Source organism: Mesorhizobium sp. M2E.F.Ca.ET.209.01.1.1, assembly GCF_004010375.2.
Classification (GTDB): Bacteria; Pseudomonadota; Alphaproteobacteria; order Rhizobiales; family Rhizobiaceae; genus Mesorhizobium.
In genome coordinates this window covers 64796-86257 of sequence record NZ_SADP02000023.1, presented here as the reverse complement: position 1 = coordinate 86257, position 21462 = coordinate 64796, and the positions used below count along the sequence as shown (strand labels likewise).

At 62.6% G+C, this 21462-nt stretch carries 24 protein-coding genes; 11 read left to right on the top strand and 13 right to left on the bottom strand.

From position 1 onward, the window contains the following. Nucleotides 1-155: 155 nt before the first annotated feature. The 4 genes from EN852_RS29725 to EN852_RS41055 form a co-directional block, all read right to left on the bottom strand. Nucleotides 156-527, bottom strand: a complete 372-nt coding sequence (locus EN852_RS29725; protein WP_127879231.1) for a DUF559 domain-containing protein — start codon at nucleotides 525-527, stop codon at nucleotides 156-158. 130 nt (nucleotides 528-657) lie between these two features. Continuing rightward, the gene (locus EN852_RS29720) at nucleotides 658-1005 is read right to left on the bottom strand and encodes a hypothetical protein (RefSeq protein WP_127866228.1); all 348 of its coding nucleotides are present in this window, start codon (nucleotides 1003-1005) and stop codon (nucleotides 658-660) included. Between the two features lie 416 nt (nucleotides 1006-1421). After that, nucleotides 1422-1931 (bottom strand): hypothetical protein, encoded by a 510-nt coding sequence (locus EN852_RS29715; RefSeq protein ID WP_127879233.1) that lies wholly within the window; start codon nucleotides 1929-1931, stop codon nucleotides 1422-1424. Nucleotides 1932-1942: 11 nt separating this feature from the next. Beyond that, nucleotides 1943-2455: a hypothetical protein gene (locus tag EN852_RS41055; RefSeq protein WP_189546260.1), complete on the bottom strand. Its 513-nt coding sequence runs from the start codon at nucleotides 2453-2455 to the stop codon at nucleotides 1943-1945. A gap of 286 nt (nucleotides 2456-2741) precedes the next feature. Between EN852_RS41055 and EN852_RS29705 the strand changes: the two genes are divergently transcribed. From EN852_RS29705 to EN852_RS29685, 5 genes are all read left to right on the top strand, one after another. After that, nucleotides 2742-3266: a hypothetical protein gene (locus EN852_RS29705; RefSeq protein ID WP_127879235.1), complete on the top strand. Its 525-nt coding sequence runs from the start codon at nucleotides 2742-2744 to the stop codon at nucleotides 3264-3266. Next, the gene (locus EN852_RS29700) at nucleotides 3241-3888 is read left to right on the top strand and encodes a dUTP pyrophosphatase (protein WP_127879237.1); all 648 of its coding nucleotides are present in this window, start codon (nucleotides 3241-3243) and stop codon (nucleotides 3886-3888) included. Before EN852_RS29705 ends, EN852_RS29700 begins: the two co-directional genes overlap by 26 nt. A gap of 12 nt (nucleotides 3889-3900) precedes the next feature. Continuing rightward, a complete protein-coding gene (locus tag EN852_RS29695; RefSeq protein WP_127879239.1) occupies nucleotides 3901-4305 on the top strand; it encodes a hypothetical protein in 405 nt (134 codons plus the stop codon). Next, nucleotides 4299-4907: a hypothetical protein gene (locus tag EN852_RS29690; RefSeq protein WP_189546258.1), complete on the top strand. Its 609-nt coding sequence runs from the start codon at nucleotides 4299-4301 to the stop codon at nucleotides 4905-4907. The genes EN852_RS29695 and EN852_RS29690 overlap by 7 nt, the downstream gene beginning before the upstream one ends. A 311-nt stretch (nucleotides 4908-5218) precedes the next feature. Further along, on the top strand, nucleotides 5219-5578 hold the full coding sequence (locus EN852_RS29685) for a uracil-DNA glycosylase (RefSeq protein WP_127879243.1): 360 nt from the start codon (nucleotides 5219-5221) through the stop codon (nucleotides 5576-5578). 27 nt (nucleotides 5579-5605) lie between these two features. Here the strand turns inward: EN852_RS29685 and lepA are convergent, their stop codons facing one another. After that, nucleotides 5606-7411, bottom strand: a complete 1806-nt coding sequence (lepA, locus tag EN852_RS29680; protein WP_127879245.1) for a translation elongation factor 4 — start codon at nucleotides 7409-7411, stop codon at nucleotides 5606-5608. Between the two features lie 333 nt (nucleotides 7412-7744). Here lepA and EN852_RS29675 point away from each other — a divergent pair, with 333 nt between their 5' ends. Further along, nucleotides 7745-8848, top strand: coding sequence for a TadE/TadG family type IV pilus assembly protein (locus EN852_RS29675; RefSeq protein ID WP_246694445.1), 1104 nt, complete (start codon nucleotides 7745-7747; stop codon nucleotides 8846-8848). A 213-nt stretch (nucleotides 8849-9061) separates the two neighbouring features. Here the strand turns inward: EN852_RS29675 and mbfA are convergent, their stop codons facing one another. Continuing rightward, nucleotides 9062-10045, bottom strand: coding sequence for an iron exporter MbfA (gene mbfA / locus EN852_RS29670; protein ID WP_127879247.1), 984 nt, complete (start codon nucleotides 10043-10045; stop codon nucleotides 9062-9064). Between the two features lie 194 nt (nucleotides 10046-10239). On the opposite strand from mbfA, the gene EN852_RS29665 reads away from it, so the two are divergent. Beyond that, entirely contained in the window at nucleotides 10240-10563 is a 324-nt protein-coding gene (locus EN852_RS29665) for a hypothetical protein (RefSeq protein WP_095818979.1), read from the top strand. 392 nt (nucleotides 10564-10955) lie between these two features. Beyond that, the gene (locus tag EN852_RS29660; protein ID WP_127879249.1) at nucleotides 10956-11933 is read left to right on the top strand and encodes a threonine/serine dehydratase; all 978 of its coding nucleotides are present in this window, start codon (nucleotides 10956-10958) and stop codon (nucleotides 11931-11933) included. A gap of 178 nt (nucleotides 11934-12111) precedes the next feature. On the opposite strand, the gene EN852_RS29655 is transcribed toward EN852_RS29660, so the two are convergent. The 5 genes from EN852_RS29655 to EN852_RS29635 all read right to left on the bottom strand — a co-directional run bounded on the left by EN852_RS29655 (nucleotide 12112) and on the right by EN852_RS29635 (nucleotide 16430). Beyond that, complete coding sequence (locus EN852_RS29655) at nucleotides 12112-12537, bottom strand: VOC family protein (RefSeq protein WP_127879251.1); 426 nt, start codon at nucleotides 12535-12537, stop codon at nucleotides 12112-12114. Between the two features lie 188 nt (nucleotides 12538-12725). After that, nucleotides 12726-13862, bottom strand: a complete 1137-nt coding sequence (locus EN852_RS29650; RefSeq protein ID WP_127879253.1) for an ABC transporter permease — start codon at nucleotides 13860-13862, stop codon at nucleotides 12726-12728. Then, on the bottom strand, nucleotides 13859-14779 hold the full coding sequence (locus tag EN852_RS29645; protein ID WP_127879255.1) for an ABC transporter ATP-binding protein: 921 nt from the start codon (nucleotides 14777-14779) through the stop codon (nucleotides 13859-13861). The genes EN852_RS29650 and EN852_RS29645 overlap by 4 nt, the downstream gene beginning before the upstream one ends. Further along, nucleotides 14776-15729, bottom strand: a complete 954-nt coding sequence (locus tag EN852_RS29640; RefSeq protein WP_127879257.1) for an HlyD family efflux transporter periplasmic adaptor subunit — start codon at nucleotides 15727-15729, stop codon at nucleotides 14776-14778. The genes EN852_RS29645 and EN852_RS29640 overlap by 4 nt, the downstream gene beginning before the upstream one ends. Further along, entirely contained in the window at nucleotides 15726-16430 is a 705-nt protein-coding gene (locus tag EN852_RS29635) for a DUF1956 domain-containing protein (RefSeq protein ID WP_127879259.1), read from the bottom strand. The genes EN852_RS29640 and EN852_RS29635 overlap by 4 nt, the downstream gene beginning before the upstream one ends. Nucleotides 16431-16522: 92 nt before the next feature. Between EN852_RS29635 and EN852_RS29630 the strand changes: the two genes are divergently transcribed. Both EN852_RS29630 and EN852_RS29625 read left to right on the top strand, forming a co-directional pair. Further along, entirely contained in the window at nucleotides 16523-16996 is a 474-nt protein-coding gene (locus EN852_RS29630; RefSeq protein WP_127879261.1) for a CYTH domain-containing protein, read from the top strand. Further along, complete coding sequence (locus tag EN852_RS29625; protein ID WP_127879263.1) at nucleotides 16993-17925, top strand: CHAD domain-containing protein; 933 nt, start codon at nucleotides 16993-16995, stop codon at nucleotides 17923-17925. The genes EN852_RS29630 and EN852_RS29625 overlap by 4 nt, the downstream gene beginning before the upstream one ends. A gap of 109 nt (nucleotides 17926-18034) precedes the next feature. Here EN852_RS29625 and EN852_RS29620 read toward each other — a convergent pair whose 3' ends face one another. Then, on the bottom strand, nucleotides 18035-19327 hold the full coding sequence (locus tag EN852_RS29620; protein ID WP_246694444.1) for an adenylate/guanylate cyclase domain-containing protein: 1293 nt from the start codon (nucleotides 19325-19327) through the stop codon (nucleotides 18035-18037). Nucleotides 19328-19641: 314 nt separating this feature from the next. Further along, complete coding sequence (locus EN852_RS29615; protein ID WP_127879265.1) at nucleotides 19642-20436, bottom strand: helix-turn-helix transcriptional regulator; 795 nt, start codon at nucleotides 20434-20436, stop codon at nucleotides 19642-19644. Nucleotides 20437-20549: 113 nt separating this feature from the next. Between EN852_RS29615 and EN852_RS29610 the strand changes: the two genes are divergently transcribed. Further along, nucleotides 20550-21401 (top strand): SMP-30/gluconolactonase/LRE family protein, encoded by an 852-nt coding sequence (locus tag EN852_RS29610; RefSeq protein WP_127879266.1) that lies wholly within the window; start codon nucleotides 20550-20552, stop codon nucleotides 21399-21401. The last annotated feature ends 61 nt before the right edge of the window (nucleotides 21402-21462 follow it).

Genomic DNA, 21462 nt, shown 5'->3' with positions numbered 1-21462 from the left:
CGGGCCCCAGCTCATCCACGGTTTAGGCTACCTGAGGGGTGACGGGCTCTCGATCGCCGCCACGGATCAGGCAAACACCTGGTCCGTGGCACCCTCAACATGCACGATTCCAAACACACAAGGGGTGCTCCAGCTTGGCGAAACCGCCAACCTCACTACCGCCAAGGCTCCAGACTTTGATCCCTAACATAAGCAATGATGGTGTCGCACACCGCATCCAGCTCTTTCAGCACATCGTCGTTCCAGAACCGCAGCACGCGAAAGCCTCTGGCCTTCAACTCGGCGTCGCGTTCCTGGTCATGCCGCGATTCCGCGTGCTGGCTGCCGTCGATTTCGACGATGAGCTTGGCCTCGGCACAGATAAAGTCCGCCACATATCGGCCCATCGGCACCTGCCGCTTGAACTTGATATTGTCGAGTCGCCGGCCGCGCAATTCTTGCCACAGGCGATCTTCCGCCTCTGTCGGTTCACGGCGCATAGACCGGGCGAAATTGCGTTTGGCCGGGGTTACGGGTTGGTGCGGCATGGTGCGAGATTAGCCGGCCTTCCTGATTGCTCAAATATCCAGCGTTGCACTCCGCTGGAGCACCCCTCATCCGTCTCGGCGCTGCGCGCCGATCCACCTTCTCCCACAAGGGGAGAAGGGAAAGGCCCCCCTACTCCGCCAAATCCACCGTTTCTGTCGAATGCTCCACGCAGATGAAGCAGCAGGTGTCGCAGGGCTGGTCGTTGTCGGGGCCGACGCCGGCGGAGACGGAATCGTCGCCGTCCACCCAGGCGCCCCAGCAGATATGCTCGCCGGACTCGCAGGAGATCGGCACGGATTTTCGTGCCTTCGGCCGGATGAGGAAGACCTTGTCGCCGCCCGGCCAGACTTTCTGGCTGTCGCGGCTGAACAGCTCCAGCGCGACGCCGTCCGAGCGCTGGTTGCGGACGAAGACCGACATGTCGGCGGCGAAGGCCGGCGTGGTGAGGAGAAGGAAGGCGAGCAAGGCGCGAATCATGGCGAGGTCCCCGGGGGAGTAGAGCACGGGTGGAGTGCGTAATCTCCCCCCTTGTGGGGTTGAGGAGCGGTCCGCGCAGCGGACGGGAAGCCAATTGCTTGGCTTTCCGAGGGCGAAAGCCCGGCAGGGCAGAGGGGGGCGCTGTCCCGCCGACATCTCAAAGCTTGGGTTCCTCGCCCCCGCCAGAGGCGGGGGAGAGGTGGCCACGAAGCGGACGGAGAGGGGGCCTTCGTAGGGCGCTCCCCTCTCCGTCTCGGCTTCGCCGAGCCACCTCTCCCCACTTCGTGGGGCGAGGAACTTCGAATTTGCCAGCGCCGCGTTCCTTCGCGCCGCCCTCTGGCCTGCCGGCCATCTCCCCCACAAGGGAGGAGATCAGCAGCTGCGGCGCCACCGCTTTCCTCTCGAGGGGAGTAGCCCTACCGCTTCACCACCACATGCGGCGCAAATTTTTTCACCGCGTCGACCAGATCCTGCCCCCTCACATCCAGCGAGGAGATCTCCATATGCACGGTGGTCTTGCCGAAGGGCATCAGGCCGAAGGCGTTGGCGGAGGAATAACGGATCGCGTCGGGCGGCTCACCGGTGAGCTCGAAATTGAGCATCGCCGCGCCCTTGCCGCCGGCAGCAAGCCGCACGCCTTTCACCTTGCTCCACGGCACCAGCACGTCGCCGGCGCGCGTATCGCGAAAACCCTGGCTGTTCAGCACCACCTTGACCGAGGTGTCGAAGGCGCCCCGCGCAATGAAGGCGCCGAGCGCGAGACAGGCGGCGCCGAGCAGCGCGATCCACAGCACATGCCCGCCATCCGCGCCCGAGGCCACGCCCTGCAGCGCGCCGAAACCGAAGACGCCGCCGATCAGGAACGGCCCGACGGCGGGCAGGATCTTTCCCGATGGGCTGTTGCGGAGTTCGAGCGGGGCGGCCATTGCCTTGGCACTCAACGCTCCGCTTTCAGCAGGGTCCAGATCCAGCCGGTGAAGGTCAGCACCAGAAACGGGTAGCCGAGCGCCGGCAGCGGCGAAGACGTGGGCGAGAGCGGCGCGCCCCACAGGATCATCAGGACCGAAACGGCGAAGAGCACGGCGGCAATGAGCCCCGTGAGCCGCATCCAGAGCGCGAAGGTGGCTTGCGCGCTGACCATGACCAGCCCCGCCGCCCAGAGCGCAATGCCGCCGGCATAGGACGGAACGGAAGCCTGCAGCCCCGCCGCATTGCCGGCCAGAAGCAGGCTTTCGCCGGCAAGGAAAGTCAGGAAGCCGGCCGCGACGAGATCATTGCCGAGCCGCTGGTATTTCACCACGAGTAGCGCGGCCGCCACGACGACGCCCACGCCGTCGATGGTCCACAGCGTCTCGCGCAGCGCATCGCTGGCAACGAACGTGCCCGCCATGCCTAAAGTGCCGCCGATGGCGAGGCCGATCGCGGCGATGGTGTCAGAGGTGGAGCGCATGTGATGTCTCCCCAAGCTGGGGAGAGGATAGCGCAGAATGCAGTGGGCTAACACTCATTGTCGCCGCAGATATCGATCAGTGCCAATGACCGACAGTGTGCTACACTGGATGCCGTGAAAGGATACCCGCTCGTGGAATGCTTGCATCCCGCATAAGTGGCGGCTCTGTGGAAAACACCATGAATGCTCTGCATAACCCCCAAAAATGCGCCTCTTATCCGAGGGCGGCCCTGGCGGTGTGGTAAGCTAGAGTTTGCGTGATTCTGCAAAAGGGGCGCCTAATCCGATGTCTACAAAACTTGATCTCAGGGCACTTCAGATCGGCCAACAGGAACACGACCTCCATTGCCATCTCGACATCCTTTCGCTTCATAAGATGGAGAGGATGAAACACTATGCCCTTCATTTTTCTAAGTACGTCGGACGCTTGGCGCGAGGAGACCTTGAGCAGAAGCCACTAGACGCTACTTTGGTAGATGCCTTGCTCGTCGCCCTCAGCGCAGCGAATGCCCTGAACCAGAGACTGCATACCGAAGACTTCCATATTGATATTCGAGATGACAGCACTCTCGAAGACCTTGCTGACGCGGCCGGACGGTTTGCTGACGCTTGTGAAAAAATGGATCACTTAGAGAGCTTTCGTGACTTGGCTCTACAAGCGAATCACGATGTGATACAGTGGGTTCTAAGGCGAGCAGCCGAGAAAAAATTTGACCTGGGTACTTCACTCCTAACGAGGAGGAAGTTTTTGGCGACCAGGCAAGCGTATCATAGTGGGGGGGATAATGTTTTGGAGCGGAGGAAAGCTTGAGACTGAGCTTGGGAAAATAGTAAGCCCGTTTGATAGTAAACAGATTGATTGCGCTGCGTACACGCTTACTGTTGGGCCGGAGATTTATATCTCTCCAGACGGGACCCGTAATTCTCCAAGAACAATCAGAAAGCTATATTGGAAGGACTCATTCGAAATTCCATCCGGTCAGTTTGCTTTTCTTCTTTCTGACGAGTACCTAACCATCCCAGATGACGTATTGGCCTTTATCAATGTAAAGAGCAAGATAAAGATGCGTGGATTGGTAAACGTGAGTGGTTTTCACGTGGACCCGGGATACCATGGGCGCCTTATCTTTGCCGTATTTAATGCGGGACCTCAGAGTATAACTTTAAAGCATGGCGAGGACGCTTTTTTAATCTGGTTCTGCAACACTGAAGGGAATCCACGTGGGCATGTAAAAAGCAGCGGTGGATTTTCGGAGATAACAAGCGAATTGGTTTCGCAAGTTCCGGGTCGGAACTTGTCTCTAGAAACGCTCAACGAGCAGATGTGGACCCTTCGCACGAGGGTGAATTTGCTTATATCTCTGCTCCTTGTCTCGGTACCTCTTGTGGGCCTCGTGACAATTGAAATCGTCAAGACATGGTTTGCGGACTGAGGTGGGCTCCATATGCACAGAGCTTTCCAAATCAACGTGGAACTTCCGGAAGAGATTTTACAGCGTGTCGCTGAGCGATTGGCGGACATTGGTTATGCGCTAACTCCCTGGCCTGCTGCTCCGCTCGGCGGGATTGCAGGGTTGGGCGATGTCGCTGTCCTTGTACTTGCACAGGGTCTCAACCTTTCGCAAATCGACCAGCGTATCTCCAATGCGGTACGGGCTAACGTGCGAATCGTCGTAATCAGGATGGATGAGACGGAGCTGCCATTGGAAGCTGGGTCATTTAGCTCCAGTGTTGTCACAATCGGATCTCCCGAACTGAGCGATGCTTTTGACGAAGCTAGACCGGAGATTCAGGAAGATTCGGCGGGAAAAACTGCCGACACAAAGAAGATTAGGCACAACAAGTGCTAAAGGTGCATTCTTACGTCATAGAGCATGACGTCGGCTTCGCACCGAATCCTTTCTCTGGAGTTTGCTCTTTGGCAAACTGTAAGCCAAATATTAGAAAGTATGCAAATAAAGGGGATATTATCCTCGGTTTTGGCTCGGCCAAGCACGGATACGGCGGTCTGCTTGTCTACTGGATGAAGATATCTGACATAATAACTTTTGACAAATATTATAGCGATGCCGCCTACAATCGAAAAAAGCCGCTGATGAATGGCAGCCTGATGCAGGTATACGGTGATAATATTTATCACACCGGCAGCGATTTCCAAATCATTCAAGACTTTTCGTTTCATAGCAACGAGGACGGCACCACTAGTCTGGAGAACAAGGACCGTGACGTCGGTCGGACCAGCAATGTCCTACTAGGAAACGAGTTCACCTACTTTGGACGCAGAGCGGTGCCTCTTCCGGATGAACTGACGAGCTTTGTCAAACGCGGCATTGGTCACAAGTCCGATTTCCCCGCCGACCTAATTTTCTCTCTTAACTCTTGGCTCGGGGAACCCCAAGGCGTGGTTGGAAAGCCTATCGATTGGCCGCCCATCGAAGGAAGAGGGTTATGACATCTCATACCGACATTGCGGGCTTCGTTTCATCTGTGGCCTCCCTACGCTCTAGGAACTCGTTCAATCCCTATAGCGACGTTTGTGATCAGGTCGATACGGAGCGATCTCCTCAAATTCGCTGCTCCAACCTTGCGTCAGTATTAGACGCTTGCATTTCAGCTGAAAGGTGCTCGCTTTGGATTGGGAGAGACTTGGGTTATCGGGGTGGCAGAAGAACTGGGGTACCTCTGACCGACGAGATCTTCCTGCAAGATTATGGCGCTGCAATAGGGGCTCGCAATCTCCAGAAAGCAACAAGAGGCCCAGCGATGGCGGAAAGGACGGCCCATGTGGTCCAAGGCTTGTTGCGCCAAATAAAGACATCGGTCTTTATGTGGAATGTCTTTCCTCTTCACCCGTATGAAGAAGCGGACCCCTTTACAAATCGCAAACATACCGCCCAAGAACGCGAGATGTCGCGATTTGCAATAGATTGGCTGGTCAATCGGCTGAGCATCGATGTTGTGATAGCAATCGGTAGAGATGCAGAGCTTGCCCTAGCCGAAATGGGAATAACAGCTGTTTCGGCACGTCATCCGAGCTATGGAGGCCAGCGTGACTTCGCGAGGGTAATACAAAATATCTACGAGACCACTCAGGCTGCCGAGCCGCAGTTGACGCTTTTCTGAGATGTTCTCAGCTTACCAAAACGCCCCTCAATCGCCCATCTTCAGCGCCTGGATAAACGCCTCCTGCGGAATATCCACCTTCCCAAACTGGCGCATCCGCTTCTTGCCCTCTTTCTGCTTGTCGAGCAGCTTGCGCTTGCGGGTCACGTCGCCGCCGTAGCATTTGGCGGTGACGTCCTTGCGCAGCGCCGAGACGGTCTCGCGAGCGATGATGCGGCCGCCGATGGCCGCCTGGATCGGGATCTTGAAGAGGTGCTGCGGGATCAGCTCCTTCAGCTTTTCGCACATGGCGCGGCCGCGCTTTTCGGCCGCCGAGCGGTGGACCAGCATGGAGAGCGCGTCGACCGGCTCGTCATTGACCAGGATCGACATCTTCACCAGGTCGCCCTCGCGATAGTCGGTCAAATGATAGTCGAAGGAGGCGTAGCCCTTGGAGATCGATTTTAGGCGATCGTAGAAGTCAAAGACCACTTCGTTGAGCGGCAAATCGTAGGTCAGCATGGCGCGCTTGCCGACATAGGAGAGATCGGCCTGGATGCCGCGCCTGTCCTGGCAGAGCTTCAGGATGCCGCCGAGATAGTCGTCGGGGGTGAGGATGGTGGCGCGGATCCACGGCTCCTCGATCGAGGTGATCTTGACCACGTCGGGCATGTCGGCCGGGTTGTGCAGCTCCTTCACCGTGCCGTCGATGAGGTTCATGCGGTAGACGACGGAGGGCGCGGTGGCGATGAGGTCGAGGTTGAACTCGCGCTCCAGCCGCTCCTGGATGATCTCCAGGTGCAACAGCCCGAGGAAGCCGCAGCGGAAGCCGAAGCCGAGCGCGGCGGATGTTTCCATCTCGTAGGAGAAGCTGGCGTCGTTGAGGCGCAGCTTGCCGACGGCGGCGCGCAGGTCCTCGAAATCGGCGGCGTCGACCGGGAACAGGCCGCAGAACACCACCGGCTGCGCCGGCTTGAAGCCGGGGAGCGCCTTTTGCGTCGGGCGGCGGTCCTCGGTGATGGTGTCGCCGACGCGGGTATCGGCCACTTCCTTGATCGAGCCGGTGAAGAAGCCGAATTCGCCGGGGCCGAGCTCGTCGACATTGACGCGGTCCGGCTTGAACACGCCGGTGCGCTCGACGAGATATTTCGCGCCGGTGCCCATCATGCGGATGGTCTGGCCCTTTTTCATCACGCCGTCGATGATGCGCACCAGCACGATGACGCCGAGATAGGCGTCGTACCAGGAGTCGACCAGCATGGCCTTGAGCGGTGCGTTGATGTCGCCCTCGCGCGGCGGCGGCAGCTGGTGGACGATCGCCTCCAGTACGTCCGGCACGCCCAGCCCGGTCTTGGCCGAGATCAGCACCGCGTTGGAGGCGTCGAGGCCGATCACCTCCTCCACCTGCTCGCGGATGCGCTCGGGCTCGGCCGCCGGCAGGTCGACCTTGTTCAGCACCACGACGATCTCGTGGTTGTTATCGATGGCCTGGTAGACATTGGCGAGCGTCTGCGCCTCGACGCCCTGGGAGGCGTCGACGACCAGCAGCGAGCCCTCGCAGGCGGCGAGCGAACGCGACACTTCATAGGCGAAGTCGACATGTCCGGGCGTGTCGATGAGGTTCAGCACATAGTCCTCGCCATTCCTGGCGCGGTAGTTGAGCCTGACCGTCTGGGCCTTGATGGTGATGCCGCGCTCGCGCTCGATATCCATCGAGTCCAGCACCTGCTCCTTCATGTCGCGCTCCTCCAGCGCGCCGGTGAGCTGGATCAGCCGGTCGGCAAGCGTGGATTTGCCATGGTCGATATGGGCGACGATGGAGAAATTGCGGATGTGGTCGAGGGGCGTCGTCATGCGGCGCGCTTTAGCAGGGGCGGGGGAAGCGGGCAAGCGGCGGGGCTTTTTCCTTCGCCCCGCTTGCGGGGAGAAGGTGCACGACGGGCGGATGAGGGGTAAGTCCGTCGTCGGCGAGTGGGCATCTCCGCCTCGGATGAGATCGTCGTCGAGGTGACTCACCCCTCATCCGTCTTGGCGCTGGCGCGCCGATCCACCTTCTCTCCGTAAACGGGACGAAGGAGGCGCTCACAAAACATTCAAACCCGCTTAAACATTCATGCACCGCTTTAGGGCATGCTTCGCGCCCGGATGGTAAACCGGCTCGATGCCGCGATGATGAAGGCCCCAAGAATGCCCAGTTCAGTCCGAAAGTTCAGCCCGGCCGGGGTGGCCGGAGCGGCGAGGCGCTTCCTCGCCGGCCGTGACGGCTCGATGATGCCGATGATGGTGCTGCTGACGATCCCGCTGGTGACGGCGGTCGGCTTTTCGGTCGACTACACCTCGGCGGTCACGACCCGCAGCGACATGCAGAACGCGCTCGACGCCGCGATCATCTCGATCACCACGCTGCCCACCACCACGGCTTTTGCCGACCGGCAGACGTCGCTGCAGCAGGCCTATGTGGCCAATAGCGGGCAAGGCACTGCGACGCTCACCAGCGTCAATGTCGCCGCCGACGGCTCGGCGACTTTCGGCGCCACGGCCAGCTATCCCATGCCAACCAATTTCATGCAGATCGCCCGCATCAACACGGTGCAGGTCGGCGTCGCCTCCGCGGTGCGCAAGACGCCGGCGCTGGTGCAGTCCACCTTCAAGGTGACGAAGGTGTCAGGTTACTGGAACAAAACCATGTATCTCTACGGCACCAGGTTCGGCGACACAGTGGCCAAGCCGCTGATGACGATCAGCTACACCTACAATGGCTTCGGCGATCCGAAGGGCTACGGCACGACCACGGTGAGCACCATCAACGGCTCCACCAGCACAGTGGTCCAGCAACAGGCCTGCACGACCAAGACGGTCAAGAACTTCAACAGCCTGCCCACCGGGGCGATCACCCAGACCGACAGCAACGGCAAGAGATATGTGACGACCTGCGCCGACACCTTCTACCCCGCCAACGGCGCCGGCGCTGTGATCGACGTCAGCCAGATGGACCAGCTCTATCTCGAGATGGATGTGCCCTCGGGCAATCCGAAGGTGCTGAAGTCGAACGATCCCTCCACCTCGAACCGGCTCTATATCGGCAACAGCGACACCAACATGCCGGAGGTGGCGACCGGCCAGACCGTCAACATCTTCACGGCAGTGCCCTGCGGCCAGACGGGATACCAGGCCTGGGAAGACGGCGGCAACCCGGTGCCCGCCGATGTCAGCAACGCCGACTTCTTCTACACCACCACCGGCAAGTGCGACTTCAACCAGCGCGCGTCGCAAACCGTGCTGACGCAGTAGGGCGCGGCGCAGCGCGTTTCACCGTTTCACGGAAACGGTGAACCGCTCTACCTCCTTGTTTTTACGCAATTCCGGACGGAAAACCGCTCACACTTTTCCTGGAATTGCTCTAAAGCGCGTCGCGATCTTTCAGATTCGCTCCATGCGCTTTAGGTTTTTGATTTTACGCATGTCTTTATCCCGAAACCGGTTCCCACTTTCGGGAGACATGCTCTAGGCGTTGCCGATCAGCACGCCCGCCCCAAACACCAGCGCGCCGCCCAGCACGACCTGGAAGGCGGCGCGCCAGAACGGCGTCTGCATGTAGCGGTTCTGGATGAAGGCGATCGCCCAGAGCTCGAAGAACACCACCACCGCCGCGACGATCGTTGCCGTCCAGAAATAGGGGATGAGGTAAGGCAGCGCGTGGCCGAGCCCGCCCAGCGTCGTCATGATGCCGACGGTGAGGCCGCGCTTGATCGGCGAACCGCGCCCCGAAAGCTTGCCGTCGTCCGAGGCCACTTCGGTGAAGCCCATCGAGATGCCGGCGCCGATCGAGGCCGCGAGGCCGACGAGGAAAGTCTGGAATGTCGCATGGGTCGCGAAAGCGGCGGCGAAGATCGGCGCCAGCGTCGACACCGAGCCGTCCATCAGCCCGGCCAGGCCCGGCTGCACATAGGTGAGGATGAACTGGCGCTGCTCGGCGCTCGCTTCCTCGGCCTTGACCTCGCCGGGAACGTGGGTTTGCTCCAGTTCATGCGCCGAGCTCTCATGGCCCTGCTCGGCCAAGGCGAGATCGTCGAGCAATTTGCGCGTCGAGGCGTCGGTGGTGCGCTTGGCGGCCTCGACATAGAAGCGGTAGGCCTGCCGCTCCATGTCCTCGGCCTGCCGTCGCACATGCTCGATGCCGAGCGGCCGCACCAGCCAGTCCGGCTTGCGCTCGTAATAGCCCCTCACATGCTCGCGCCGGATCAGCGGAATGCGGTCGCCGAAGCGCCTGCGGTGAAGCTCGATCAGCGAGTCGCGATGGCCGTCCTCCTCCTCGGCCATCGCCTCGAACACCTTGGCCGATTGCGGGAAATCTTGCGCCAGGCCATCGGCATAGGCGCGGTAGATGCGCCCGTCATCCTCCTCGGAGGAGATCGCCAGCGCCAGGATCTCCTGCTCCGACAGCGAATCGAAGGAACGGCGGCCGAAGCCGAAAACACGGGAAAGCATGATGGGATCACTCTAGTTTAGAATCGTTCTAAACTAGGATTTCGGGCGCCCAACGTCAATTGCGAACGCTACGGGCCGCGCGCGAAAATGGATGACCAGAGCGTGATCGGACTGGCCCCTCATTCTGGCCCTTCATTATTGCCGAATGTTAGCCTATATGGACGCTACAGCCGAAATCGAAGGAGACCAACGCAATGACGGAGAAGAAGCCGCCGCACGCATTCGACGCCAAACCGGTGCTCGATCTCATCGCCAGCATCGAGGCCGACCTGCAGCGCCTGAAGGGCCTGGTCGAGGAACAACTCGAGAAATTCGATCCGGCCAACCCGCACAACAAGACGCCGGACGGCAAGCTGACCGAGGAGGGTGCCGAGTGCTGCTACCGCATGTTCGACGAAGGCAAGTCGCGCTACACGGTGTCCCAGCAGATGAAGATATCCTTCGCTGCCGCCACCCACCGCTTCAACACCTGGCGCAACCTCGGCGGCAAGAAGCGGGCACCGACGCTGCTGGGGTGAGGGGGCGTGCGGGGCTCAGAGGAGGTCCTCACAGGAAAAATCGCCAGCATGGTCCTTTGCGGCGAATGGCGCCGACGCGGAAGCTGCCAATCTCCCCCCTTGCGGGGGAGATGTCCGGCAGGACAGAGGGGCGCGTGAAGGAACGCCAGCCTTTCCGGGAAACCTGGAGGAGCCAGCACCTTGCGAGCGTACCCGGCATTGAACGGCTGATATGTCGGCGGGACAGCACCCCTCTCTGGCCTGCCGGCCATCTCCCCCGCAAGGGGGAAGATCAGCGGTTCCGCCGCCGGCGCACCTTCGCCAAACCTTGTCTCCATCACATTTTTTCGTTGGCGCGCCACGGCTTTTTTTGTGCACCATGGGCGATCGCGTTCTTTCGCAAGGCTCGCACCATGACCACCCTGCCCGGCATCTCAGACATCCGCGCCGCCGCCGCGCGGCTTTCCGGCCTGATCGTCGAAACGCCGCTGATCGAATCGCCCGAGATCAACAGGCGCCATGGCGGCCGCATCCTGTTCAAGCCTGAGACGCTGCAGCGCACCGGTTCCTTCAAGATCCGCGGCGCCTATAACAAATTGTCGACGCTGAGCGAGGAAGAGCGCAGCCGCGGCGTCGTCGCCTTCTCATCCGGCAACCATGCGCAAGGCGTGGCGGCGTCGGCCGCGATGTTCGGCGTCAAGGCGGTGATCGCCATGCCGGCCGACGCGCCGGCGATGAAAATCGGCAATGTCCGCAAGATGGGGGCCGAGGTGGTGACGTTCGACCGTTTCAAGGAGGATCGCATGACGGTCGTGCGCCCCTATGTCGAACAAGGCATGGCGCTGGTGCCGCCCTTCGACGATCCGGCCATAATCGCCGGCCAGGGCACGATCGGGCTGGAACTGATGCGGCAGGCGAAGGCGCTCGACGTGGCGCTCGATGCCGTCGTTATCCCCTGCGGCGGCGGCGGCCTGTCGAGCGGCATTTCGGTCGCGGTCAAGGACGCCTCGCCGAACACGCAAATCTGGGCGGTCGAGCCGGAGCATTTCGATGACACGCGCCGCTCGCTGGCCAAGGGCGAGCGGGTCGCGAACGATCCCGGCCACAGCTCGATCTGCGACGCGCTGCTCACCGCCGAGCCCGGCGCCATCACCTTCGAGATCAACCGCAAGAATCTCGCCGGCGCCATCGCCGTCTCCGACAAGGCAGCGGCGCAGGCCATGCGCGACGCCATGGCCCATCTCAAGCTGGTGGTCGAGCCGGGCGGCTGCGTCGCCTTTGCCGCGCTTGCCTCCGGCGAGATCGACCTCGCGGGCAAATGCGTGGCGGTCGTGCTGTCCGGCGGCAATGTCGATTTCAGCACCTATGCCGGGATCATGGCCGCGGCGTAGAGGCGGGCGATTGGTCTCGGGTTGACGCGCTTACCCAGAGCGTTTCACCGTTTCACGGAAACGGCGATCCGCTCTATCCCCTTGTTTTTACGCAATTCCGGACGGAAAACCGCTCACACTTTTCCTGGAATTGCTCCAGAGGCGAGCGCCTCGCCAATCGGCTGACCGGCTCTCATGCTCACTCTTCGCTCGGGAGGTACGCCGGATTATGCAGGATTTCCCAGAGATGACCGTCGGGATCCTGAAAATAACCAGCATAGCCGCCCCAGAAAGTTTTGCGCGCCGGCATCGTGATGTGCGCTCCGGCGGTCTCAGCCCGCGTCATCACTTGATCGACCTCGGCTTCGCTGGACACATTGTGGCCAATGCTGAATTCGGTGGGGCTGCGCGGTGTAGGATCGATGCCTGCATCGAGTCCGAGATCGCTGCGTGGAAACAGGCTAAGCACCATGCCGCCCTCGAGATGGAAGATGGCGATCGCGCCGTGCTCAAACTCTTGTCCGACGATGCCCTGCGTGACCAGCCCAAGGCCGTCGCGGTAAAACTTAAGCGACCGCTCAAGGTCGTCTACGCCGAGCGTCAATATCCCAAATCGCGCTCTCATCGCACTTCTCCTTTATAGCGCTCGTTTGACCTCACCGGGCCACGACCCGGTCGCGGCCCGTATATCGGTGAAGCTATCGAAAGCGACCATGCGACGATTGAACGAATCGGCCAAGTTCAGGCCAACCGGGACGCTGGACGCGGACAAGCGGCGGAGCAGCGATCCCGGCTCACAAGCATGACCACGATCTAATCCAAAGTCCGCCTGAACCGCACCAGGGCCACGCCGGCAAACAGCGCCACGAACACCGCCAGCCAGCCGATTTCCGTCGCCACCGCCGGCAGCTCGGCGCCCTTCAGCATGACCGCGCGGGTGATGCGCAGAAAATGCGTCAGCGGGAAGATCTCGCCAAAAGTCTGCGCCCAGCCCGGCATGCCGCGATAGGGGAACATGAAGCCGGAGAGCAGCAGCGAGGGCAGGAAGAAGAAGAAGGTCAGCTGCATGGCCTGCATCTGCGAGCGGGCCATGGTCGAGATCGTATAGCCGAGCAGCACCAGCGAAAGCACGAAGACCAGCACCGAGGAGAGCAGCAGCGTCAGGCTGCCGACGAAGGGGATGCCGAACAGCAGCTTCGCCGCCACCAGCACAACCACCACCTGCACCGCGCCGACCACGAGGTAAGGCAGCACCTTGCCCAGCATGATCTCCAGCGGGCTCGAGGGCATGGCCAAAAGGTTTTCCATCGTGCCGCGCTCGGTTTCCCGGGTCAGCGCCATGGCCGTCATCATCACCATGGTCATCTGCAGGATGACGCCGAGCAGGCCGGGCACGATGTTGTATTGCGAGACGCCTTCGGGATTGTAGCGCCGGTGCACGACGACATCGAGCTGGCCGCGCGCCGCCTCCCTGGCCGCGTCCTGGGTGCCCTGGGCTCTCAGCAGTGCCTGGCCGGCAACGGTGCTGAGCGTGGAGATCGCGCCGCTGGCGACGGACGGATCGGTCGCGTCGGCCTCGATCAGGATTTGCGGGTTGTCGCCGCGCTCGACGCGGCGCGCGAAATCGGCGGGAATGGTCACGACGAAGGAGACGTCGCCGCGCGCCATCAGGAACTCGGCCTCCTCGGCACTTTGCGCCACATGGTCGAAGCGGTAGTAGCCGGTGGTCTGCAGCGCCGAGACCATCGCCCGCGTGTAGGGATCGCTGCTCGTCGCCACCAGCGCCGCCGGCAGGCTCTTCGGGTCGTTGTTGATCGCAAAGCCGAACAGCACGAGCTGCATCAGCGGCACGCCCAGCATCATGGCGAAGGTGATGCGGTCGCGCCGCATCTGGATGAACTCCTTGATGAGCAGCGCGCCCAGCCTGGCGAAGGAGAAGACCGCGTTCATGCCATATTGTCCTTCGAGCCGGACATGAACTGGATGAACACATCCTCGAGGCTGGTCTCGCCCGGCGTCACCGTCACGTCCTTGTACTCCTTCTCGACGTCGGCGAGCGCCTTTTCCAGCGCAGCCTTGTCGGAGCCGACGACATGCAGCGTCGCGCCGAACGGTGCCACCTGGTCGACGCCGGGACGGCCCTGCAGCGCCTGGGCCACCTGGTCGAGACCCGTCCCATGCAGCACGAACGTGGTCAGCCCGGCATTCCTCACCACCTCGTCGACCGTGCCGGTGGCAAGCATCTTGCCGTAGGAGATGTAGCTGATGCGGTGGCAGCGCTCCGCCTCGTCCATGTAGTGGGTGGAGACGAGCACCGTCAGGCCGCCGCCGGCGAGGCGATGGATCTCATCCCAGAACTCGCGCCGCGCCTTCGGGTCGACGCCGGCCGTCGGCTCGTCCAGCAGAAGCAGCTTCGGCTTGTGCATGATGCAGGCGGCCAGCGCCAGCCGCTGCTTCCAGCCGCCGGAAAGCGTGCCGGCCAGCTGGTTGCGGCGGCTCGCCAGGCCGAGTTCTTCCAGCGTCCTCGCCACATATTGCTCGACCGGCTTCAGCCGGTAGAGCCGCGCTACGAATTCGAGGTTCTCGCCGATCGTCAGATCCTCGTAGAACGAGAATTTCTGCGTCATGTAGCCAACCTCGCGCTTGATCTTGAGCGCGTCGGTGCGGATGTCGAAGCCCAGCACCGTGCCGTCGCCCTCGTCCGGCGTAAGCAGCCCGCACATGATGCGGATGGTCGTTGTCTTGCCCGAGCCGTTCGGCCCGAGGAAGCCGACGATCTCGCCTTCGGCGACCGTCATCGTCACATGATCGACGACCGTCTTGTCGCCGAAGCGCTTGACCAGGCCGCGGACGTCGATGGCGTTCATTGCCCGACATCCGCGAGATCGACATCGACGATCTGGCCGGGCTGCAACGGCCCGGCATCGCCCTCCGGCCGCGCCTCGACGAGATAGACCAGCTTCTGCCGGTTCTCGAGCGAGTAGATCACCGGCGGCGTGAATTCGGGATCGGGCGAGACATAGCTGACGCGCGCCTTCAGCCCCGCCCCGCATCCGTCGCAGTGGACGTTGAGCTCGGTGCCGACCTTGACCGACGAAAACGCGCGTTCCGGCACATAGACGCTGAGCTTCACGGCGCCGTCCGGCAGCATCGAGATCACCGGCGCGGTCGGCCCGGCCGTGTCGCCGGGATTGCGGATGACGTCGTTAACGCGGCCGGGCGAGGGCGCGGTCAGCACCCGTTTCGACAGCCGCCACTCAGCCTGCCGCAGGGCCGACTGCGCCTGCTTGACCTGGTTGTCGGCGGCCTTGATGGTTTCCGGCCGCGCCGGCAGGTTGCCGACGGCGAGGTTGGCCTCCGCCTGCCCGACCTGGGCATTGGCGGTCTCCAGCGAGGCAGAGGCGGTGTCGTAGTCGGCCTGCGTGCCGGTGCCGCGTTTGTAGAGGTCGCTGGCTCGGTCATATTTGCGCTTGGCGTCGGCGGCCTGGGCTTTCGCCATGTCGACCTCGGCCTTCAGCACCGCGATTTCCTCGGCACGCTTGCCGACCTGCAAATCGGCAAGCTGCGCCTGCGCCTGCGCGAGCGCGGCCTCGGCCTGCGCCACCTCGATCCTGGCGTCGGCATCCTCGAGCGTCGCCACCGCCGCGCCGGTCTCGACGCGGTCGCCGCGCCTCACCGTCACCGTCGCCACCTGGGCCACTTCGATCGGCGCCATCAGCACATATTCGCCCTCGACATAACCGACGGCGAGGGGCGCTGCCGGCGCGCAGGCGCCGAACAGCTGAGCCGCGAGCGGCAGCGAACAGAGAAAGCTCATGATTTGCCCTTCCTGCCGGCGGCCGGCCTGCGCGCCGCCAGCATTGCCCTGAGGTTGTCGGTCGTGGCCGCCACCACCTTGGCGGCCTCTGCGTCGCCGATCTCGCGCCAACCCATGCGGCGCATCACCGCTTCGCGGCCGATGCGGAAATAGATGACCTGGCCGATCAGCGTGAAAACGGTGAGCCGGGTTGCCTCGCTCTCGGCCGGCTCGCCGGTCGCCTGTTCCCAGATCTGGCACAGCCGGCGATGCGTCGGCTCGAACACGCCGGCATAGATGCGGTCGAGCGCGGCGGTCGGATGCGACAGCTCGCGAAGTACGAATTGTACGATCTCGCCCGCCTGCGGACTGACGACGACAAAGCCCACCATCCGCTCGAGCGCCGCAAAGAGCTGTGCCCTCGCGGCTTCCGGGCTCGCCGGGACGGCCGCCTGGGCGCCGCCCAGCGCCTGGCCGGCGATGCCCTGGATGGTTTCGACGATGAAGTCGGCGGCGGCGGCGCGCAGGCCCTCCTTGCCGCCGAAATGATAGGCGATCGAGCCTATATTGGCCTTGGCTTCCGCCGCGATCTGGCGCGTCGACGTGCCGTCGAAACCCTGCCGCCCGAACAGCTTGAGCGCGGCGTGCACCAGCGCCGCGCGCGTCTGCTCGGCCGTGGTCGCCTCGCGCTGCTGCCTTTTTGCCCTCGATTGCTTCTCCATGTCTTGACATTTAATCAATCGATTGATTAAAGTCAAATTTGACCGCTGAACCGGCTTGCCTTCCCGGCCCCCACAGGCTTTAGTGCGCGGCCATGGGCAAGGAAGTCGAGCGTAAGTTCCTGGTCTCCAGTTCCGCCTGGCGCGACGAGGTCGAGGCGGAGATTCGCATTCGCCAGTTCTATGTCGCTACCCAGCCCGGTCGCACCGTGCGCGTGCGCATCTCGGACGGACGCTCCGCCGAGCTGACGCTGAAGTTCGGCGACAGGGCGCGCGAGCGCGACGAATTCGAATATTCAATCCCGCTTGCCGAGGCCGAGGAATTGATGGCCTTTGCCATCGGACGTGTCATCGAGAAGACACGCCACCATGTTAGACACCGCGGCTATCTCTATGAAGTCGATGTTTTCGGCGGCAAGCTCGCGGGGTTGATAATCGCGGAGCTGGAGACGCCGGAGGACGTATCTGACGAAATGCTGCCCGACTGGCTTGGTCGCGAGGTCACCGGCGAGTCGAGATTCTACAACGCGTCGCTGGCCCTCGGGGGGATTCCGGAGATCGCCGCATGAGCTTCCGCATCGATCCGCGCTTGCCGCTGACCGGCGAGGTCGGGCGCATATTGGCCGACGAGATCGGCAGGGCCATCAGCCATCTCGAGACGGCGCGCGAGAAGCCGGAGCAGGGCCTGCACAAATGCCGCAAGCGGCTGAAGAGCGTGCGCGCCTTGCTGCGCCTGGTTCGTTCCGGAGACGAACCGTTCTGCCAGACCGAGAACGAGTGCTACAAGCAGGTCTCGGCGCTGCTCGCCGGCCCGCGCGAGGCGACCGCCTTGATCGAGACCGTCGACCGCCTCGCCGATGCCTTTCCGGAACAATCGGCCGGCGGCGGCCTCGATCCCGTGCGCGAACGGCTGGTGCTGCGCCAGCACGAGCTCCACGCCGGCCCGGGCCTCGACGCCGCCATCAATGCGGCCGTAGCCGCCTGCCGGGAAGGCCTGGAGCGCATCGACCGGCTGGCGCTGCCCGACCAGCCGGAACAGGCGGCCGATATCCTGGCCGACGGCGCCCGCGCCACCTTGCGGCGGGCGAAGAAGGCGCTCGACAAGGCGGAGTCGCGCGGCGAGGCCGACGATTTTCACGATCTGCGCAAGGCGGCCAAGACGCACTCCATGCATCTGTCGCTGCTCGGCCGCCTGTGGCCGACGCCGATCAAGGCGCGACGCAAGGCGGTCGACAAGCTCGGCGAGCAGCTCGGCGAATTGCACGACGTCTTCGTCATGCGCGCGCTGCTCGACGCCGAGGGCGAGCCGCTCGGCCCCGTCGATGAAACGAAGCTTCTGCGCAAGCTCTTGAAGCGCTCGGAAAAGAGCCTGACCAAGGCCTGCCTTGCCGACGCCACCGAGCTGTTCGGCGACAGTCCGAAACGCTCGGCCAAGAGACTCGCCCGCAAGGCGCGCGACGACCTCGCCGCGCCGCAGGAAGAAGCGAAAGCGGCCTGATCACGGCGCTCTTGCACGTGATGGCTTTCGGCCTGGGTCAGGACATGCCCCTATGCCGGGACCTACTGCTATCCGGCCGACGTGCAGGTTTTTCGCATGGCGGCCTGTATCACGCTGAAACCGCAACAGCACCTTGGTCCTCGGCTCTGTGCTCGACCCAGACATGGACCGGTTCGTCCCGGCCGCGGACGCTCACCGGGCCATGATCGCTCGCATTCAACTGTGTCATGGGCGATTCCGCCTTTGCGGCCTCTATCAGTCGTGACCCAAAGCAAATATTCGCCCGAAGCTCGCGGCAGAGCGACTGCAAACGGCTGGCGACATTGACGGTGTCGCCAACCACCGCGAAGGACAGATTGCGCTCGCTGCCGACCGCGCCGATGACGACTGCGCCATATTGTGCACCGATGCGAATGTCCAGCGACGGGTATCCCCTGGACACACGCTGCACATTCCATGCTTCGACAGCGGCGACCATCGCTTCAGCGCACTTGATGGCCCGGGTCGCGTCGTCATGGCTGGTTTGCGGAACCCCGAATGTCGCCATGATGCAATCGCCGATATAGTTATCGACGGTGCCCTGGTGGTCGAAGACGACCTGCTCCATGCGACGGTGGAACTGACGCAGAAGTTCGAACACTGCTTCGGCCGGATTATTCTCGGAATAGTTTGTGAAGCCGACGACGTCCGCGAACAGCACCGCGATATCCTGCCGGCGGACCGGGCCGAAGGGCTCGTCATCCGCGGCGAGCTGGTCGACGACGTTGGGCGAAAAATGCCGGGCGAGATTGGCGCGGGCGCGCTCCGCCTTGACATAGTCTTCCGACAGACGTCGGGAACGAGAGACGACCAGCGCCATGATCGCGCCGATGATCAACACAACCAGCACGTTGGTTGCCTGCGCGAATGTATCGACGAAGTTGGGGTTGAGATAGAGGCTCAGTCGCTCTGTCATCGGTAGCGAATAGAGGTTCGTCGCCGGAATGACTGTTCCCGGATGAAAAACCACCCATCCCACCCCGATCGCCCACGTCAAAGCGGCGAGCGCGCCGAGATAGAGCGCCAAGCGTGGCGAAAGGGTCAGCGCGCCAAGGCATACGAAAATCAGCAGGAATTTGAAGCTGCCCTCGCGCAGTTGCATCGCAGCCGGCGTGACCTCCGTGGAAAACGGGTTGGGCGTTACCAGCAGAACGGTCAACAGAATGATGTCCAGCGTGCCGACGAGGTAACCGATCCACCATGGCGCCGTGGGGCGACGCGCAAAGAGAAACTGGATCAGGCCGACGAGCTGGAACAGCACGAGGCCCGCCAGCACGAAGAGCAGCGCGGCATCCCAGCGGCTGATCAATGAAAAAAAGCAGGAGATCACGGCGAGCGATGCGGTACGCGCCCAGAACTGCAATCCAGCACCTTGCCGTTCTGCGCGCTGGCGCAATTTTTGCAGGCGCGAATAGCGGCGAAGCTCGAGCGTTGGCGCGGTCGGCATCGGATCACTTCGATTTCGCATTCGGCAAACCCGCCCCACCACTGTCCGGCAAATCAGTGCGCGAATTCTATCATGAATGTTGATGCCGGATTTCTATTCTATCCCGAGGCGCCCTACGGGCTCGGTCGGCGACGCTGGCGGCAAGGGGCGAAGATGGCGGCAGTCCGCGTCGACGGAGCGGCGCGCGACAAGCTCGACCGCCAGATGCAATCCTGCTCAAAGATGATTGGTCAGGCCGGCAAGGGGCGGCGTCCCTTTGCAGGAGCGACGCCCTGGGCCCCGGCATCACGCGGATGCGGCCCGATCGGCATGATTGCCGGAAACGGTGTCGCGCCGAAGGCGAAGGTCCACTTGTAGCCGGTGAGCTGGTCCTCCGGCGTGGTGTGCTGGTCGTGATGGGCAAGCAGCCGGGCGCGTTCGGCGAGCTCGTCCGCCTCGCGGCGCAGCATCTCCGCCGTTTGCGGCCGCATCCGCCTGGAAAAGCTGATGAAGGTCGCGGCGTCTTCCATATGCCCGAGCGCCCAGCCGACAAAATTCTTGTTGGTCATCTCGAAATGCGGCTTCAGCGGCCCCTCGAAATCCCATTGGATCGGCGTGTCGACCAGCAGCCTTGCCGACAGGCCGCGCCCCAGCGCCACCAGCCCAAGCTCCTCGAGGTCGCGCAGATAGAGGAACATCGAGGCTTCGCTCAGGCCCTGCGAGCGCATGATGCCCTCGGGCGTGAATTTCTCCGACAGCATGATGAAGACGAAGAGCAGCGCCGGCCGCGCCGCCAGCCGGCGCTCGATCTCCGGCGAAACACGATTGGCCGGTCCCGGCCCGCGATTCATCGCGCCGAGCACGTTCTCCAGCTCGACATCGGCCGCGGCGCAGATCTCCATCAGCCGGTCGAGCTTGCAGTTCTTCTCATGGAAGATCCGCTTCACCGTCGGCTCGGAAATGCCCATGCGCTCGGCCAGCGTCCGGTAGGTCAGGCCCTTGGCCTTCAGCGTCCGTTTCAGCGCCTCGAAGATCGGACCGTTCATGGAATGCGCCTCATTCGTGCGGTTTGGTATAGGAATGCGATACTAGCTTCATTCGTGCTTTCCGAGAAGTATCGAAAATCATAGCTCTCCTTCGTCATCACAGGAGAGCACCCATGAAACGCCTGATCGCCTCAACCATCTTCACCGCTGCGGCCGTGTCTGTCGCGCAGGCCGGCGAGCTCTGGCGCGCCACCGGCTTCGAGCAGCCGGAATCCGCGCTTGTCGACGCCGCCCACAACCGAATCGTCGTCTCCAACATCTCCGGCAATCCCGGCGCGGCGGACGGCAATGGCTATCTGTCGCTGCTGTCGATGGACGGCAAGGTCATCGCGCGCCACTGGGTGGACGGCATGGACGCGCCCAAGGGCATGGCGATCGCCGGCGGCAAGCTCTACGCCGCCGACATCACCAAGGTGCGCGTCGTCGATCTCGCCAGCGGCAGGCTGGTCGAGACCATCGACGTGCCGGGCTCTGTCTTCCTCAACGATATGACTGAGGACAAGGCGGGCAAGGTCTATGTCAGCGACATGCTGGCCGACATGATCTACCGCATCGACGGCGACAAGCCGGAGCTGTTCGTCAAGGACCCGTTGCTTGCCTCGCCCAATGGCGTGTTCGCCGATGGCCACAGGCTGATCGTGGCGTCCTGGGGCAAGGACATCAACAAGGCCGACTTCAGCACCGCCGAGCCGGGCGGCCTGCTGTCGGTCGACTTCGCCACCAAGAAGATCACGCCGCTGCCGGGCGCCGAGAACTTCGCCGATCTCGACGGCGTCATCGCCATAGGCGGCACCATCTACGCCACCGCCTACATGACCGGCACGCTTTACAGCTACAAGCCCGGCGGCAAGCCGGAAGCGGTAATGCAGTTCAAGCCGGGCAGCGCCGACATCGGCACGGATGGTGAAAAGATCTTCGTGCCGCTGATGGGCGAGGGCGAGGTCGTGGCGCTTGCGATGGACTGAGGGTCTGGCGGCAACGGCGCCGGGCGGGATTGGACCGCCATATCGGGCCTGCTGCCATCTG